Origin of the sequence: Ideonella benzenivorans (assembly GCF_020387415.1) — a bacterium.
Taxonomy (GTDB): domain Bacteria; phylum Pseudomonadota; class Gammaproteobacteria; order Burkholderiales; family Burkholderiaceae_C; genus Ideonella; species Ideonella benzenivorans.
Genome location: NZ_JAGWCB010000012.1, coordinates 387509 through 404017, shown reverse-complemented (window position 1 = coordinate 404017; position 16509 = coordinate 387509). Strand labels below are relative to the sequence as shown.

Here is a 16509-nt window from a genome sequence, read left to right as displayed (position 1 = left end):
AGGCAAGAAACCGGAAGGTCGAAGGGGATGTGCGAAAGGCGGCTAGCTACCGCAGGAGCGGCCGGATGGCTCCGGCAAAAGACCAACTCACACAGAAAGGCTATTGAGAGAACAGCCCGTGGCGGTCAGCATTTTTGCTCCAAGCGAGAAATTCTATCAGGATGTGTCCGTTTTGACAAACGGGGAACTGAAGTCGCCGGCACAATTCTCATCCAGACGCGAATGCTTCATCGTCCGAAGCCCAGCCGCCGCCAGATCGCGTCACCTTCTCCCTGGCCACTCCCCGTCGAGGCTTCCTTGTCGTCCAACACCTTTCGGCCCCTCTGGCGGGCCGCGCACCCGTTTCGTCTGAACCCTTGCCTGCTGGCGATCGGCCTGCTGGCTGCATCGCCGGCCCTGCTGGCGCAGAGCGCCCCGCCGCCGACGGCAGACCCCGCGCCCGGCCAGAACCCGGCTCCGGCGACGCCGGGGGTGCAGCGGATCGAGGTCAACGGCAGCGCGCTGTCCGATGTCGAGGCGCGGCGGCGCTCCACGGCCGCCAAGATCATCGTCGGCCGCGACGAGATCGAGAAGTTCGGCGACAGCACCGTGGGCGATCTGCTCAAGCGCCTGCCGGGCGTCACGTTGTCGGGCACGCCCGGCCGTGGCGGCAACATCCGCATGCGCGGCCTGGGCGGTGGCTACACCCAGATCCTGCTCGATGGCGAGCGGGTGCAGGGCGGCCTGTCGCTCGATTCGATCGACCCGGACCAGATCGAGCGCATCGAGATCCTGCGCGCGCCCACCGCCGAGACCGGCGCCCGGGCCATCGCCGGCACCATCAACATCATCACCCGCGAGGGCTTCACCAAACGGCGCAACGATGTGCGGGCCAGCGTCGGCCTGGAGAACGGCCGGGTGCAGCCGCGCGCGTCCTGGTCGCGTGAGGACACCTTCGGGGCGATGAACTACAACGTCACGCTCTCGGCCTTCCGCTTCGACCGGGCCGATGCCAGTCAGGTCCACACCGTCAACGACACCGACGACCGCACCGAGGACAAGCGCGCCAACAGCGAACGCAACGGTGTCCACCTGGGCAGCAAGCTGCAGTGGAAGTTCGACGGCGGCGACACCCTGATGCTGATGCCGATGCTGGTCTATGCCAGCGGCAACAGCCATGGCGATTCGAGCTTCGAACCCGGCGCGCTGGGCACCTTGCCCTACAGCGCCAGCAGCAGCAAGACGGACAGTGAATTTTCGCTGGCGCGGGTCAACAGCCAGTGGCGTGGCCGCGCGGGCGAGGGCAGCCTGGAGCTCAGGGCCGGTGTGGGCCAGTCGCGCAACCTCAGCCACAGCTGGACGACCGAGTTCGACAGCGAGCAGGGCGGCACCCAGCGGGAGGACGATCGCTCGCAGGGCGTGGAGCGCACCGGCAACGCCAGCGCCAAGTACAGCCTGCTGCTGGAGAACGACCACAGCCTGGTCACCGGCTTCGAGAGCGAATACGCCCGCCGCAACCAGAGCAACCGCCAGCTGACCAACGGCCTGCCTGCCACCGCCGACGATGGCGACGACTACCTGGCCAACAGCCTGCGGCTGGCCGGTTATGCGCAGGACGAGTGGAACATCAGCCCGCAGTGGGCGGCCTATGCCGGCCTGCGCTGGGAGGGCATCCGCACCCAGAGCGAGGGCAGCGACGGCATCAACCACAGCAACCTCAGCAGCGTCTGGACGCCGCTGCTGCATGCGGTCTACAAGTTCGACCCCAAGCGCCGCGACCAGATCCGCATCAGCCTGACCCGCAGCTACCGCTCGCCCGACCTGAGCGACCTGATCGGCACGACCTGGCTGGCCAAGGGCACCAACTCCGAGACCAACCCGGACAAGGCGGGCAACCCGGACCTGAAGCCCGAGCTGGCCACCGGCGTGGACCTGGCCTACGAGGTCTACCTGGACGATGGCGGCATGCTCAGCGCCAACCTGTTTGCCCGCCGCATCAGCAACCTGATGCGCACCCTGACCACGGCCGTGCCGCAGGGCGATGGCAGCACCCGCTGGGTGTCCAGCCCGGCCAACATCGGCAATGCCCGCACGCAGGGCATCGAGCTGGAGGCCAAGTTCCGTCTGAGCACGCTGTGGGCTACGGCGCCGGCGGTGGATGTGCGCAGCAATGTCAGCCTCTACCAGTCGCGCGTGGATGGCGTGCCCGGGCCGGACAACCGGCTGAGCCAGCAGGCCGCTGGCTCGCTGAACCTGGGGGCCGACTACAAGATCCCGCAGACGCCGGTGACGGTGGGCGGCAACGTCAACTGGACGCCGGGCTACCGCACCCGCCTGTCGGAGAACCAGTGGGCGGTGCAAAGCCCGAAGCGGGTCATCGACCTCTATGGCCTCTACCAGGTCTCGCCCAATGCCCGGGTGCGGCTGAGCGCCAGCAACCTGGACCCGCGCTGGGTGCAGACGGCCAGCGCCGTGGGCGACGAGACGGCCACGACGCTGTCGCGCAGCTACATCAACTGGGCGCTGCAGCTCGAAATGAAGCTCTGAGCCCCGCAGCCCCGGGGCACCGGCTGAGGGCTTAGTCCCCGCCACCCTCGGGGTCGGCCACCACGACCACGGTCTGCTCGCCCAGCGTGACCCGCTGACCCGCGCGGATCTTGCAGGTCTTGCGCAGTTCCACCTGGCCATCCACCCGCACTTCGCCGGCGGCGATCAGTTGCTTGGCGGTGCCGCCGCTGGGGGCCAGGCCGGTGGCCTTGAGCAGGGCGTCCAGGGGAATGTGCTCGCCGCGCAGCGGCAGTTCGATCTCTTGCATGGTGGGCATTTTGCTTGACAACTCGCGGCGGCCACGCCAGAGTGCAAACCTCAGTTTTTCTTCAACCCCTCAAGCCACAGGAGGACGACCATGATGCAACGCTCGGAACTTGCCCTCTCTGCCGTGGCCCGTTGAGCGCAGGTTGAATCTGCGCGGGTGATCCACCCGCACCGCCCCGCACCGGGGTTTCTCTCTCGCTTCCATCCGGTCACGGCCTCTGCCGCCGTCACGTGCTGTGCCCTTGTGCCTGGCGCGTCATTCGACCCTGTGCGCCTTGCGCGCACCCGGGCCGACCTGCCGAGGTCGGCCCACGGAAGCGACATCCATGTTCGACACGAACGACTTCGACGCCCTGCGTCGTCTGGGACTTCATTCATCTTTGGTTTCCCAGGCCCTGAGCCTGAGTTCCGACCCCGCCGACCGGCTGATGCGGGTCACCGAGGTGCAGCGCGACCGCTGCACCCTGCACGATGGTCATGCGCAACATGAAGCGCGGCTGTGGCCGGCCTTGCAGGCGCGCCTGCAGCTCGAGGGCGACAGCCTGACCGTGGGCGACTGGGTGCTGATGCGCCCCGAGCGGCCGGAGGCCGGCTGGGTGGTGGCCGTGCTGCCGCCCGACCACCGGCTGGTGCGGCGCGACCCCAGTGGCCAGCGCCAGGCCCTGGTCAGCCATGTGGACCATGCGCTGCTGGTGATGACCTGCGGTCACGACTTCAACCTGCGACGGCTGGACCGCTATCTGGCGCTGGTGCGCCTGGCCGAGGTGGACCCGGTGGTGGTGCTGACCCAGGCCGACTGTCATCCCGCGCCGCAGGCCCGGGTGGCTGCGGTTCGGCAGCATCTGGGGCCGGCAGGCGCCGCGGTGCCGGTGCTGGCGCTCGACGGGCGCAGCCCGCAGGCGGCGCAGGCCCTGGCACCCTGGTTGCAGCCGGGCCGCACGCTGGTGCTGCTGGGCTCCAGCGGCGCGGGCAAGAGCACGCTGCTGAACACCCTGGTCGGGCCGACGGACGGTGATGTTCAGCGCACCGGCGCGGCCCGCGTGCAGGACGGCCGGGGCCGCCACACCACCACCGCCCGCTCGCTGCACCGCTGCCCCTCGGGCGCCTGTGTGATCGACACCCCGGGCCTGCGCGGCCTGCAGCTGGATGCCGACGAAGCCGAGCTGGCCCGGGCTTTCGACGACATCGGTCAACTGGCCACGCAGTGCCGCTTCCGCGATTGCCAGCACCAGGACGAGCCTGGTTGCGCGGTGCGTGGGCAGGTAGCCCCCGCACGGCTGCTGAGCTGGCACAAGCTGCAGCGCGAAGCCCGCCGGCAGGAGCAGGACGCCCTGCAACGGCGGGAACAGCAGGCACAGTGGAAGGCCCGCAGCAAGGCCACGCGGGAGGTGATGCGGATCAAGCGGGGCTGAGACGCACCCGCCCAGCTCAGCTCACCGTGACGGCCGCGGTGCCGGCCGTCACCACCGCGGTGGTGGTGCGGGCGATGACCGAGGTGGACGGGGCGCTGGTCCCGATCAGCCGGTTCACCTGGCGGAACTCGCAGCGCAGCTGCTGGGCCGTCAAGGTCACCACCGAGTAGCCCTGGGCATCGGTGTTGACGTGCTTCAGCCAGGGGTTGGAGTTCAGGCTGGCGAGCTGCTGCGCCAGCCCCAGCAGCGTGGTGTTGAAGCCGCTGTCGGCCTTCAGCGCGGCCAGCACGGTGTCGGTCGTGGTGTCCAGCGCAGCCTCGGCCACGCCGGCCTGGGCCAGCGCACCGCGCACCCGCACGCGGGCCTGTTCGGCCAGGCTGTCCAGCGTGGGCGCGGCCTTGCCCATCGTGTAGTCCAGCAGGTTGAAGGGCACGCTGAGCGTGCCGGCCGCCGTCGGGATGGACAGGGTGTAGACCACCAGCGTGGCCAGTTCGGCCGACAGCTCGCCCACCGCGCTGCTCAGGTAGGAGAAGAACGAGTCCGAGCTCATGCCCGCGGTGACCAGGTCCACCATCACGTCCTGGCCCGAGCCCGTGTCGAAATCGTCCCGCACGGTGCCAGCGAAGAAGGCGTGGATGTCGCCCGTCAGCGCCACCACGTTCTGGATGGCGTTGTCGCGCAGGAAGCCCATCAGGGCCTTGCGCTCGGCGTTGTAGCCATCCCACTGGTCACAGTTGAGCAGGAACTTCTGGAAGTAGGGCGCCAGGCTGGTCTGCAGCCCGGCCGCGACGATGAAGCTGGAGCTGACCCCGTGGGCCTGGATGTCGGGCTTGATCAGGCCGAAGGCGATCACCTGGGCGGCGGCGCTGGCCTGCGCGCTGCTGCCCGCGCCAGCGGCCGATTGGGCGGCCGTGTAGGCCGCCACGGCGATGGCCGCTTGCGTGGCGCTCAGGCCCGCGCCCACGGCGGCGGTGGTCAGGTTGGCGCTGCTCGCATCGGCCGTGGCGATGGCCACGGCGGCACTGGTGGCGGTGGCCTGGCTGGCCCCGGCGGTCACGGCCGCCACCAGGGCGGCGGCCACCGGCACGCTGCCGGTGCTGCTGGCCGCCGAGCCGATCTGGGTGGCCAGTGTGCTGATGGCGTTCAAGGCCACCAAGGTGGCAATCGCATCCGTGCCGTTCAGGCCCATGCGCAGCAGCGACACCTCGTTGCCCCACAACTTCCAGGTGGCGCTGGTCGACTTCATCGTGTTCTGCCACCAGGCGCGTTGGGTGGTGCCCAGCATGGACACCGGGGCGATCGGGTCGGCGGCGCCCGCGGCCGTTGCGGCGCTGATCTTGGCGGTGGTGGCCGCGGCCAGCGTGCTGGCCGGCACCATGTAGCGCGAGCCGATGCTCGACCCCACGGCCGCCTCGGGAAGGGTGTGGTCGGCGCGGTAGAGGCGTTCGTCGGTCATCGCCAGCTGGGCCAGGGTGCCGAACTGGAAGCTGCGGTAGATCTGGATCGCGTCGATGCTGCTGCTGTCGGCGTCGTAGCTCACATCGGCCGGCATGAACTCGAACCAGGCGCGGTTGGCATGCAGGCGGCGCGCCGTCTGGTGGGTGTTGTCGGCCGCGCCGGTGGTGGCGTCGTAGGTGCCCAGGTCGTAGGTCTCGGCGTCCTGCCAGCAGTCGTCGGTGAACTCGTGGTCGTCCCAGATCGCGATCATCGCGAAGCGCTCGTGCAGGGCCTGGATGCGCGCATCGCTGCGGTAGCGCTTGTAGAGGTAGCGGTAATCGTCCAGCGCGTTGGCGTAGGTGCCGCTGCTGCCGTCGGCCTTGCTGGCACCGTCGGGCAGGGCCAGCGCGGTGTGGCGGCTCTCCACCAGCCCGTTCTGGAAGTCGGCGCCCACGGTCTCGTAGATGTAGTCGCCCAGGTGCAGGAAGAAGTCCAGCTCGGTCTCGTTGGCCACCAGGTGCTCGTAGCCGGCCCAGTGGTTGACGCTCCAGTCCTGGCAGGTGATGAAGGCAAAGCGCAACTGATCGAGCGCGGTGGTGCTGGCGGCAGCCGTCTTGAAACGGCCCACGTTGGAGCGCACTGCACCGGCGGTGAACTGGTAGTAGTAGGTGGTGGCCGGCGACAGGCCGGTCAGCTTGTGGCGGAGGGTGCCGTCGTAGTCGGCATAGGCGGCCAGCCGCAGGTCGGCCAGTGCGGGGCCGCTCAGCGCGCCGTTGCTGCCCAGCAGGCTGCTGTTGTCGGTGGCGGTCACCACCAGGCGGATGCTCACGTCCTGCCCGCCCTGCAGCGAGGCCGCGCCGTCCACGCCGCTGGGCGAGACCCGGGTCCACAGCACGATGCTGTCCGCGCGCGGGTCGGCCGAGGCCACGCTCTGCGGGAAGGCCCAGGCCGAGCCGGTGGCCTCGGGCGTGACCGGGTCATCGCCGCTGCAGGCACTGAGGCCGGCGCTCATGCCGGCCGAGAGGGTGGAGATCGAAAAGAAGCTGCTCAGCTTCAGGAAGCGGCGACGGTCCATCATGGGGTGACTCCGGAAACAGGAAGGCCCGCGGTAGCGGGCGATGGGCCATGTTTCCGGGCGATGGTGACCGTCGCGTGACGGAACCGCTCAGTTTTGCGGTTTCAGCAGCGTCTGCTGCAGGAACAGCACCGTGGCGTAGAACTGGAAGTCGGCGTTCTCCTTGCGCTGGAAGCCGTGACCCTCGTTCTCGGCACGCAGGTACCAGACCGGCACGCCGTTGGCGCGCACCTTGGCGACGATCTGCTCGGCCTCGGTCCAGGGCACGCGCGGGTCGTTCTTGCCCTGCACCACGAACATCGGCTTCTGGATCTTCTCGGCGTTGGTGAGCGGTGAGATGCGCTCCAGGAAGGCGCGCATCGCGGGATCGCGCTCGTCACCGTACTCCACCCGCCGCAGGTCGCGCCGGTAGCTCTCGGTGTTGTTCAGGAAGGTCACGAAGTGCGAGATGCCGACGATGTCGATGTTGCCGGCGATGCGGTCGGCGTAGTGCTCGGCCACCGCCAGGCTCATGTAGCCGCCATAGCTGCCGCCGATCACCAGCACGCGGCTCGGGTCCAGGTCGGGCTGGGTGGCAATCCAGTCGAGCAGGGCGCCGATGTCCTGGACCGAGTCCTCGCGCTTCGGGCCGTTGTCGGCCGCCAGGAAGGTCTTGCCGAAGCCGCTGGAGCCACGCACGTTGGGCTGCACAATGGTCACGCCCAGTTCGTGCACGTAGTAGTTGGCCTGGCCCAGGAAGCCGATACGGGCCTGGCCTTCCGGGCCGCCGTGGATCGCGATCAGCACCGGCCGGCGGCCAGGAAAGCGCTGCGGGTCAGCCCGTGAGATCAGGCCCGAGATCGTCAGGCCGTCAAAGCTCGGCCAGCGCACCACCGCCTGCCGGGCGAACTGCTGCGGGTCCAGGCCCGCCGGGGCCTGGGCTTCGGTCCACTGCTGCACCTGGCCGGTGGCCGGGTTGAGGCTGTAGAGCTGGCTGGGGCCGGCGCTGTTGTTGAGCGAGAAGGCCAGCTCGCGCGTGGCCGGGTGGAAGCTGGCCTGGCCCACCGTGCCCTCGGGCAGCGTGGGCTGGGGCAGTTCACTCAGCGTGCGGCTGTCCACCAGGTGCAGCACCGTGCGGCCATCTTCGTTGGCCAGCACGGCCAGCAGGTCGCCTTCCTCCGTGCTGCTGGCCAGGTCCAGGTCCCAGGGGATGGGCAGGCGGGCGGGCGTCAAGTGGCCGCTCTTCAGATCCAGGCGCAGCAGCTGGCGGAATTCGCCGCGCGCGTCGCTGCTCAGCAGCAGGCCCCGGCCGTCAGGTTGGAAGGCCTGGGGGAACCAGGTGGCAGACGTGGTGTCGCCGACCGGCGGCAGCAGCTGACGCCGCTCACCGTTGACCAGGTCCAGCAGCCAGATTTCGGTGCGGTTGGCCGACAGGTAGCGCAGCAGTGCCACCTGGCGGTCGTCGGGCGACACGGCGGTGGCCTCCCAGCCGGTGCCGGGCAGGGTGGCCACACTGCGGCGGCCCTCCGGGTGCAGCGGGTCGGCCAGCCACAGCGTGGTGTCCACGCTGGCCCGGCGGTCGCCCTGGGCGGTGCGGTCCAGCGGCACGGCGGTGTAGAGCAGCTGGGCCGGTGGGGCTTCCGCCCCCGGCGCGGCGTTGCCGTGCAGCCAGACGTTCATTTCATAGCGCTGGCCGGCGTCCACCAGCGGGGTCACCACCCGGGTGTCCAGGTCCAGGCGGTATAGCTGGTCGGCCTCGTTGCCGCCGCTGGCGCGCTGAAAGACGATGTAGCGGCCATCGCGCGGGTCATAGCGGCCCACCCGCACCGGGTCGGCGAAGTCGGTCAGGGCTTCGGGCTCGGCCATGGGGCCGCTCAGGCGGTAAAGCTGGGGCGTGCTGGCTCCCTCGGCGCGGTGGCTGATCAGCATCTCTCGCCGGTTGGGGTGCCAGTCCACGAAACGGTCGCCGCTGAACTCGGTGTACCGCCCGACGGCTTTCACCAGAGACATCGGCACCGGGGGAATGCCCTGCACCACCAGGTTGGGGTTGGGGGCCAGCACGCCCGGCTCGGCGGTGGGCAGTGAGCTGCAGGCGCTGGCCAGCAGCGCGGTGATCAGGCACAGGACGGACGTCGTGAGGCGCATGGGTGGACGCGGAACAGGCGTGAGAAAAAGGCGGTCCCGCAATGTACCGTCCGCCAGACCGATGCGGGTCAACCCTTGTCGGCGGCTTTCCGACACTCTGCCGCGCGCGTGCGCCGACAGGACGCACAGTCGCCCGCCGATGTCCCGCGCCCGGGGCGCTGCCTAGAGTGGTGTCCATGGCATCCGGGGTGGGTGCCGGGGAGAAATGCCATGGTCCGTCTTCACACCTGCTGTGTCGCGCCGGCTTCCGACCTGCCGCTGACGCAGTACCTGCTCCGCTTCGATTCGCTGTTCCATGCCGGCCGCGGTGTGGTCTTCCCCTGCGACGCCCAGGGGCATGTCGACCTGGACGGCCTGAGCGAGCGTGCGCGCGAGCACTACCTGTATGCCCGCGCCGTGATCGGTCGGGAATACACCTTCCCCCACGTGCTGCCGGCCACGCACTGAGGCGGCCCCGCGCGCGCCGCGTGGAGCAGGTATCGTCTCGGGTTTGCACCGTCTGCCCGAACCGCGATGAACCTGTTGCTGGCCCCGATGGAGGGGCTGCTCGATGCCACGCTGCGCGATGTCCTGACCCGGGCAGGGGGCATCACGCGCTGCGTGAGCGAGTTCATCCGCGTCACCGACACCCTGCTGCCCGAGCGGGTCTATCAGCGTGTGATGCCCGAGCTGGCCCAGGGGGGCTGCACGCCCGCTGGCGTGCCGGTGCGGGGCCAGTTGCTGGGCTCCGACCCGGTCTGCCTGGCCGACAACGCCGCGCGCCTGGCCAGCCTCAGCCCGCACGGGGTGGACCTGAACTTCGGCTGCCCGGCCAAGGTGGTTAACCGGCATCGGGGGGGCGCCGCGCTGCTGGACGAGCCGGCGCTGATGCACCGCATCCTGCGCGAGGTCAGCCGCACCGTGCCGCCGGGCACGGCGGTCTCGGCCAAGATGCGCCTGGGCAATCTGGACGACGCCCGGGCCGTGGAGTGCGCCCTGGCCCTGGCCGAAGGTGGCGCGCAGGAGCTGGTGGTGCATGGCCGCACCAAGGCCCAGGGCTACCGGCCGCCGGCCTACTGGGACCGCATCGGCGCCATCCGCGCCGCGGTCGCCATCCCGGTGGTGGCCAATGGCGAGATCTGGACTGCCGAGGACGCCCGCCGCTGTCAGGCCGAAAGTGGCTGCACCGACCTGATGCTGGGGCGTGGCATGGTCTGCGACCCGGGCCTGGCGCTGGCGGTGCGTGCCGCCTGGCGGGGAGAGGCCACGCCCGCCGGCCTGGACTGGGCGGCCCTGCAGCCCCTGCTGGCGGTGTTCTGGGATCTGGTGCGGCTGCGCATCATCCCCCGCCACCAGGCCGGCCGCTTCAAGCAGTGGCTCAACCTGCTGCGCCGTCGCCACCCGGAGGCCGAGGCCGCCTACCAGGCCTGGCGCGGTGAGACAGACGGGCGGCGCATCGCGCTGGCGCTGCTGGGGCCGGAAGGGGCTGGCCCCGGGGGCGAAGGCCGGAACGGGGCCGTCGCCCGGTACACTGCGGGATGGCTCCCGTGTGACGGAGCCCTTGATCCAACGCATCCCCCGCGCCATGTCCCTGTCTTCCAAGGTCCCGGCGACCTCGGTGTTCGAACTCAAGAGCGCTGCGCTGACCGTTCTGGCGCTGCAACTCCGGACGCCTGATCTGACCGCCCTGGGCGAGGCCCTGCAGGCCCGCTATGGCGCCACGCCCGGCCTGTTCGAGCACGAGCCGCTGTGTGTGGACCTCAGCCACCTGCGCGAGGAGGGCGAACTGCCCGATTTCGCCGCGCTGCTGCCGCTGCTGCGCCGTTTCGGCTTCAACCCGATGGCCGCCCGCGGCGGCACGCCCGAGCAGATGGCCGCAGCGCTGGAGGCCGGTCTGGCCGAGGCGCCCGAAGCCGGCCCGCACCGTGCGGAGCCCGCGCCCGAGGCTGCTGCTGCGCCCGCACCCGCCCCGGTGGCACCGCCCGCCGAGCCGGTGGCGCCTGCCCAAGCTCCTGCCGCCGCGCCTGCGCCTGAAGTGGCTGCACCGGCCCCCGCCACCGTGATCATCGACAAGCCGCTGCGCTCCGGCCAGCAGGTCTATGCCCGTGGGGCGGACCTGATCGTGCTGGCGGTGGTGAGCTTTGGCGCCGAGGTGATCGCCGACGGCAGCATCCACGTCTATGCGCCGCTGCGTGGCCGCGCCATTGCTGGCGCGCAGGGCGACACCAAGGCCCGCATCTTCGCGGCCTGCATGGAGCCTCAGCTGGTCTCCATCGCCGGCACCTGGCGCACCACCGAAGCCGGCCTGCCGCCCGAGGTGTCCGGCAAGCCGGCCCAGGTGCGGCTGGAGGGCGACAAGCTGCTGTTTGAACCCTTGAAGTTCTGACTCCGAAAAATTCTCGAAAGGACCTGAACCGATGACCAAGATCGTCGTGGTGACCTCCGGCAAGGGAGGCGTCGGCAAGACCACCACATCGGCCAGCTTTGCCTCCGGCCTGGCCCTGCGCGGCCACAAGACCGCCGTGATCGACTTCGATGTCGGTCTGCGCAATCTGGACCTGATCATGGGCTGCGAACGCCGCGTGGTCTACGACCTGATCAACGTGATCCACAACGAGGCCACGCTCAAGCAGGCGCTGATCAAGGACAAGCAGTGCGACAACCTGTTCATCCTGGCCGCCTCGCAAACCCGCGACAAGGACGCGCTGACCCAGGAAGGCGTGGAACGGGTGCTGGGTGAGCTCAAGGAGATGGGCTTCGACTACATCGTCTGTGACTCGCCCGCCGGCATCGAGACCGGCGCGCTGATGGCCATGCACTTCGCCGACGAGGCGCTGGTGGTGACCAACCCCGAGGTCTCCTCGGTGCGCGACTCCGACCGCATCCTGGGCATCCTGGCCTCCAAGACGCAGCGCGCCATCTCCGGCGCCGAGCCGATCAAGGAGCACCTGCTGATCACCCGCTACAACCCGAACCGGGTGGTGGGCGGCCAGATGCTGTCGCTGGAAGACATCCAGGAGATCCTGCGCATCGAGCTGATCGGCGTGATCCCCGAGTCGGAAAGCGTGCTGGAGGCCTCCAACCAGGGCGTGCCGGCCATCCACCTCAAGGAGACCGATGTGTCCGAGGCCTATCAGGACGTGGTGGCCCGCTTCCTGGGTGAAGAGAAGCCCCTGCGCTTCACCGATGCGGTCAAGCCAGGCTTCTTCAAGCGTATCTTTGGTGGGAGGTAACAGCCCATGTCCTTTCTCTCCTTTTTCCTCGGCGAGAAGAAGACCACCGCCACGGTGGCCAAGGAACGGCTGCAGATCATCCTGGCGCACGAGCGGAGCGGCCGCAGCGCTGCCACGCCCGACTATCTGCCTGCGCTGCAGCGCGAACTGGTGGCGGTGATCTCCAAGTACGTGAAGATCAACCCGGAGGACCTGAAGGTCCAGCTTGAACGCCAGGACAACCTGGAAGTGCTGGAAGTGAAGATCGAGTTGCCAGACGCGCGCTGAGCGCGCCTGCACAGCCCGCTGTCGCGCTGTGGGGCCTTCAGCAGGCGTCCAGCAGCGGCAGCAGCTCCTCTTCCCACTGGGACAGGTCGTCCGGCGTGGTGTGCAGCCAGTCCAGCGCCACTTGGCAATGCTGGTCCCAGTCGGAATCGGGCGGCAGGCCCTCATGGCGGCGCATCAGGTGCTCGGCCACCAGACCGGCGGCCACCAGCGTGTGGGCTTCGGGCTCGGTCTCCGCGTCGCCCAGCATCTCCAGGTCGTGGTGGCGGCGGATGGCCACCATCACCTCGGGGGCCAGCTGCCAGACCCGCGCCACCAGCGCCCCCACCACCGCATGGTCGGTGCGGTGGTTGGCGTTCTCGGTGGCGATGTAGGGGCGGTCGATGCGGGCCGCGGCCTCGGCCATCGTCCCGGCGTAGCCACGCAGGCTTTGCATCATCACCGGCATGCCCACGTGGGCGAACAGCCCGTAGGTGTGGGCCACGTCCACCGACAGGCCCGGCAGGTGGTGCGCGATGTGGCCCATGGCCACGGCCCGTTTGGTGGAACGCTCCCAGAAGCGCTGCAGCTGCGGGCTGTTGATCTTGAGCGTGGTGCGCACCAGGTAGGCGGTCATCTCCTGGGCGGTCTTCTGCAGGCCCAGGCGGGTCATGGCCTGGCCCACCGTCTGCACCGGCTGGCCGGTGGAGAAGGCCGGGCTGTTGGCCGCCTTGATCAACATGGCCGACATGGCCACGTCGCTGGCGGCGATGCGGGCCACCTCGTTGAGATCCGGTTCGGCCTGGGCCAGCGCGTCGCGCATGCGGGTGAGCAGTTCCGGGCAGGGCGGAATCACGATGGTCCGCAGCGGGCCGCTGCGGTGGGCCTGATCCAGCTCCTGGCGGACTTGCTGGGCACGCGAACGTGCGGGCGCGGGGGTCTCGGTCATGTCGGCGTGGGGGGCAGGACGGTTGCTTCCGTTATCGGCAGCCGGCCCGCCCAATCAAGGAGGTTCTGACTCAGGCGCCCAGGCCCAGGGCGGCGATGCCGGCCTTGGCGATCTGCGCGTCCTCGTTGGACTTCACGCCGCTGACGCCCACGGCGCCGATGACCTGGCCGTCCACCACCACGGGCACGCCGCCTTCGAGCATGCCTTCCAGGGTCGGGGCGCTCAGGAAGGAGATGCGGCCCTTGTTGATCATTTCCTCGTAGCCCACCGTCTCACGGCGGCCCAGCGCGGCGCTGTGGGCCTTGGCCGGGGCGATGTGGGCCGAGATCGGGGCCGCGCCATCCAGGCGATACAGACCCAGCAGGTGGCCGCCGTCGTCCACCACGGCGATGGACACAGCCCATTGGTTGCGCTGGGCTTCGGCGCGGGCGCCGTCCAGGATGGCGGTGACGTCGGCATGGCTGAGGCAGGGCTTGGTGAACATCGTGGGTTCCGTGAGAGGGTTGAACTGTGAAACGGGAAGTATCGCCGCGCTGGGGGCACTCAGAACCGACAATTCGGTCATGTCTGTTTCACCGGTCACGAACCTGTCCCCCTTGATCGCCCGCTTCCTGGGCGGCTATGCGCCCGAACTGCTGGCCCAGGTGCCGCCCGTGCTGGAAGCCGGCCAGCTGGGCGAGGTGCTGGCCCGCCGCCACCCGGAGGCGCACACCGTGCGCACCGATGGCGCGCTCTACCAGTACGTGATGGAGCTGAAGCAGCGCCACATGCGCCAGAGCGGCCCGCTGTCGCTGGTGGCCTATGACGCCAAGCTCAAGGTGCTGACCCAGGCCCTGGGCACGCACACCGCCATCTCGCGGGTGCAGGGTGGCAAGCTCAAGGCCAAGCGCGAGATCCGCGTGGCCAGCCTGTTCCGCGACGCGCCGGCCGACTTCCTGCGCATGATCGTCGTGCACGAGCTGTCCCACCTGAAGGAGCGCGAGCACGACAAGGCCTTCTATGCGTTGTGCACCCACCTGGCGCCCGACTACCATCAGCTGGAATTCGACACCCGGCTGTGGCTGCTGCACGGTGAATGGTCCCGGCGGCAGGCTGCGCCGCAACCCTGAGACCCCCTGGAGACCGGAGGCCCGATGTCAGGACCCGCCCGCGCCGGCGCGCTGATCTACGCCAAGGACATGAACCGCCTAGCTGTCTTCTACGAAGCGCTGCTGGGCATGCGCACCCTGCACGCGACGCCGGAGCTGATGGTGATCGAGTCGCCCGACTTCCAGATGGTGCTGCATGCACTGCCGCCGGCCTACGCCGAGCGGGTGCAACTCCACACCCCTCCGGTCCCGCGGGAGGACACGGCGCTCAAGCTCTTCTTCACGGTGGACAGCCTGGCCGAGGCGCGCGAGCGCGCCGCCGAGTTCGGCGGCATCGTCTTCGACGAGGAGTGGGCCGGCCCGCGTTTTCGGGTGCGCAATGCCTGCGACCCAGAGGGCAATGTCTTCCAGCTGCGCGAGTTCTTCGCCTGAATCGGTCACCGGCCCCTCAGCTTTCCGACAGGTTGGGGCGTGCCGTGCCCGGGGCAATGCCGCTTTGCCCCTCGCGGCCAGTCCCATGGGTGTTCTGCCAACTCTGACGTTGGCCCTGCTCGCCGCCGTTCGAGGCGCCGCCGAGCTGCACCTGTTCGGTGCCTATTGCCTGCTGGCCTCGGGGGCGGTGCTCTGGGTGGGCTGAGCCCCTGTCATCATCAGGCGGCCGCGCCGATGGCCGCGTGCAGGGCCAGGAAGTCCTGGGTCAGCTTGTGCCGTGCATCCAGGTGGATCAGCGGCAGGTTGCGCTCGTGCGATTCCTTCACCTTCACGCTGCTGCCCAAATAGGGTTGCAGCACCGGCAAGCCCTCATCGACCAGCTCCTGCACGATGCGCTGGGGCAAGCTGGCGCGCGGTTGGAACTGGTTGACCACGATGCCGCTGACCTTCAGCTCCTCGTTGTGGTCGGACTGGATCTCCTGCACGTTCTCCAGCAGGGTGTAGAGCGCCCGGCGCGAGAAATCGTCGCAGTCGAAGGGGATCAGGCAGCCCTGCGCCGCGATCAGTGCCGAGCGGGTGTAGAAGTTCAGCGCCGGTGGGGTGTCGATCCACACCTGGTCGTAGCCGGTGGCCTGCAGCTCGGCCAGGGCGTCGCGCAGCTTGTAGATCTTGTAGCGTGACTCCAGCTTGCCGTGCATGTCGTCCAGTGCCGGGCTGGAGGCCATCAGGTCCAGGCCCTCGAAGGGTGTCTGGGTGATGAACTCGTCCAGGGTGGGCGTGCGCACGCTGAACTTGAGCTGCTGCTCGAAGAAGTCGGCCACGCCGGCCGGGGCCTCGTCGGCCGCCTCGCCCAGCAGGTAGCGGGTGGAATTGCCCTGGGGGTCCAGGTCCACCAGCAGGGTGCGCAGGCCCTGGCTGGCGCTGATGGCCGCCAGGTTGCTGGCGATGGTGGATTTGCCCACACCGCCTTTTTGATTGAACACCACGTATCGCATGAGCACGTCTCCTGTCGGGCGCTGGCGTGATTGTGCATCGCAACAAGGTCTGGCCGGCTCCGGGCACACCCTGGCATGGTGCGCGGGGCAGGGGACAATGCGCGCCAGAACCTTCGGAGCCCCCATGGACGAGACCTTCCGCCAGCAGGTGCTGGCCGACACCCTGGACTGGCTGGACAAGGCCGTCATCGGCCTGAACCTGTGCCCCTTTGCCAAGAGCGTGCGGGTGAAGGGCCAGGTGCGTACCGTGGTGAGCGAGGCCACCACGCCCGAGGCCCTGCGCGACGAACTGGTGGCTGAGCTGCGCCACCTGTCCGAGGTGGACCCGGAGGTGACCGACACCACGCTGCTGGTGCACCCGCTGGCGTTGCAGGACTTCCTGGATTTCAACGACTTCCTGGACGAGGCCGATGCCGCGCTGGAGGCGCTGAACCTGGAGGGCACGCTGCAGATTGCCAGCTTCCACCCGCAGTTCCAGTTCGCCGGCACGGACATCGACGATGTGTCCAACTTCACCAACCGCGCCCCGTACCCCACGCTGCACCTGATCCGCGAGGCCAGCATCGACCGCGCGGTGGAGGCCTTCCCCGAGGCCGAGGCCATCTACGAGCGCAACATCGAGACGCTGGAGCGCCTGGGTCTGGATGGCTGGCGGCAGCTCTTCCCGCCCAAGAAGGGCTGAGCGGCGTCCTTACAATCGCGCGCCATCCTGCCCTGGCGTGCGTGCCCGGGCACTCACTTCAGCCTGC

General features: G+C 69.3%; 16 protein-coding genes. 10 read left to right on the top strand and 6 right to left on the bottom strand.

What is annotated here, in order from left to right; translation table 11 throughout:
• Positions 1-297: 297 nt before the first annotated feature.
• Positions 298-2526, top strand: coding sequence for a TonB-dependent receptor plug domain-containing protein (locus tag KGA65_RS14600; protein WP_225863844.1), 2229 nt, complete (start codon positions 298-300; stop codon positions 2524-2526).
• A 31-nt stretch (positions 2527-2557) separates the two neighbouring features.
• Here KGA65_RS14600 and KGA65_RS14595 read toward each other — a convergent pair whose 3' ends face one another.
• Positions 2558-2794: an RNA-binding S4 domain-containing protein gene (locus tag KGA65_RS14595; RefSeq protein WP_225863843.1), complete on the bottom strand. Its 237-nt coding sequence runs from the start codon at positions 2792-2794 to the stop codon at positions 2558-2560.
• A gap of 325 nt (positions 2795-3119) precedes the next feature.
• Between KGA65_RS14595 and rsgA the strand changes: the two genes are divergently transcribed.
• Positions 3120-4205 (top strand): ribosome small subunit-dependent GTPase A, encoded by a 1086-nt coding sequence (gene rsgA / locus KGA65_RS14590; protein ID WP_225863842.1) that lies wholly within the window; start codon positions 3120-3122, stop codon positions 4203-4205.
• 16 nt (positions 4206-4221) lie between these two features.
• Here rsgA and KGA65_RS14585 read toward each other — a convergent pair whose 3' ends face one another.
• Positions 4222-6720: an alkaline phosphatase D family protein gene (locus tag KGA65_RS14585; protein ID WP_310740973.1), complete on the bottom strand. Its 2499-nt coding sequence runs from the start codon at positions 6718-6720 to the stop codon at positions 4222-4224.
• Between the two features lie 87 nt (positions 6721-6807).
• Positions 6808-8841 (bottom strand): S9 family peptidase, encoded by a 2034-nt coding sequence (locus KGA65_RS14580; RefSeq protein ID WP_225863841.1) that lies wholly within the window; start codon positions 8839-8841, stop codon positions 6808-6810.
• Between the two features lie 210 nt (positions 8842-9051).
• Between KGA65_RS14580 and KGA65_RS14575 the strand changes: the two genes are divergently transcribed.
• From KGA65_RS14575 to minE, 5 genes are all read left to right on the top strand, one after another.
• Entirely contained in the window at positions 9052-9288 is a 237-nt protein-coding gene (locus KGA65_RS14575) for a hypothetical protein (RefSeq protein ID WP_225863840.1), read from the top strand.
• A gap of 66 nt (positions 9289-9354) precedes the next feature.
• Positions 9355-10497 carry a tRNA dihydrouridine synthase gene (locus KGA65_RS14570; RefSeq protein WP_310740972.1) on the top strand — a complete coding sequence of 381 codons (1143 nt, stop codon included), beginning with the start codon at positions 9355-9357 and terminating at the stop codon, positions 10495-10497.
• The gene (gene minC / locus KGA65_RS14565) at positions 10406-11206 is read left to right on the top strand and encodes a septum site-determining protein MinC (protein ID WP_225863839.1); all 801 of its coding nucleotides are present in this window, start codon (positions 10406-10408) and stop codon (positions 11204-11206) included. Before KGA65_RS14570 ends, minC begins: the two co-directional genes overlap by 92 nt.
• Before the next feature lie 31 nt (positions 11207-11237).
• Positions 11238-12053: a septum site-determining protein MinD gene (gene minD / locus KGA65_RS14560; RefSeq protein WP_225863838.1), complete on the top strand. Its 816-nt coding sequence runs from the start codon at positions 11238-11240 to the stop codon at positions 12051-12053.
• Positions 12054-12059: 6 nt separating this feature from the next.
• Entirely contained in the window at positions 12060-12320 is a 261-nt protein-coding gene (gene minE, locus KGA65_RS14555; RefSeq protein WP_225863837.1) for a cell division topological specificity factor MinE, read from the top strand.
• Positions 12321-12357: 37 nt separating this feature from the next.
• On the opposite strand, the gene KGA65_RS14550 is transcribed toward minE, so the two are convergent.
• Both KGA65_RS14550 and KGA65_RS14545 read right to left on the bottom strand, forming a co-directional pair.
• Positions 12358-13245, bottom strand: a complete 888-nt coding sequence (locus tag KGA65_RS14550; protein ID WP_225863836.1) for an HDOD domain-containing protein — start codon at positions 13243-13245, stop codon at positions 12358-12360.
• Between the two features lie 70 nt (positions 13246-13315).
• A complete protein-coding gene (locus KGA65_RS14545) occupies positions 13316-13729 on the bottom strand; it encodes a GlcG/HbpS family heme-binding protein (RefSeq protein WP_225863835.1) in 414 nt (137 codons plus the stop codon).
• A gap of 79 nt (positions 13730-13808) precedes the next feature.
• On the opposite strand from KGA65_RS14545, the gene KGA65_RS14540 reads away from it, so the two are divergent.
• Positions 13809-14354: a YgjP-like metallopeptidase domain-containing protein gene (locus KGA65_RS14540; RefSeq protein ID WP_225863834.1), complete on the top strand. Its 546-nt coding sequence runs from the start codon at positions 13809-13811 to the stop codon at positions 14352-14354.
• A gap of 24 nt (positions 14355-14378) precedes the next feature.
• Entirely contained in the window at positions 14379-14765 is a 387-nt protein-coding gene (locus KGA65_RS14535) for a VOC family protein (protein ID WP_225863833.1), read from the top strand.
• 218 nt (positions 14766-14983) lie between these two features.
• Here the strand turns inward: KGA65_RS14535 and KGA65_RS14530 are convergent, their stop codons facing one another.
• Positions 14984-15760, bottom strand: a complete 777-nt coding sequence (locus KGA65_RS14530) for a ParA family protein (protein WP_225863832.1) — start codon at positions 15758-15760, stop codon at positions 14984-14986.
• A 124-nt stretch (positions 15761-15884) separates the two neighbouring features.
• Here KGA65_RS14530 and KGA65_RS14525 point away from each other — a divergent pair, with 124 nt between their 5' ends.
• Entirely contained in the window at positions 15885-16442 is a 558-nt protein-coding gene (locus tag KGA65_RS14525) for a DUF1415 domain-containing protein (RefSeq protein WP_225863831.1), read from the top strand.
• Positions 16443-16509 lie beyond the last annotated feature (67 nt).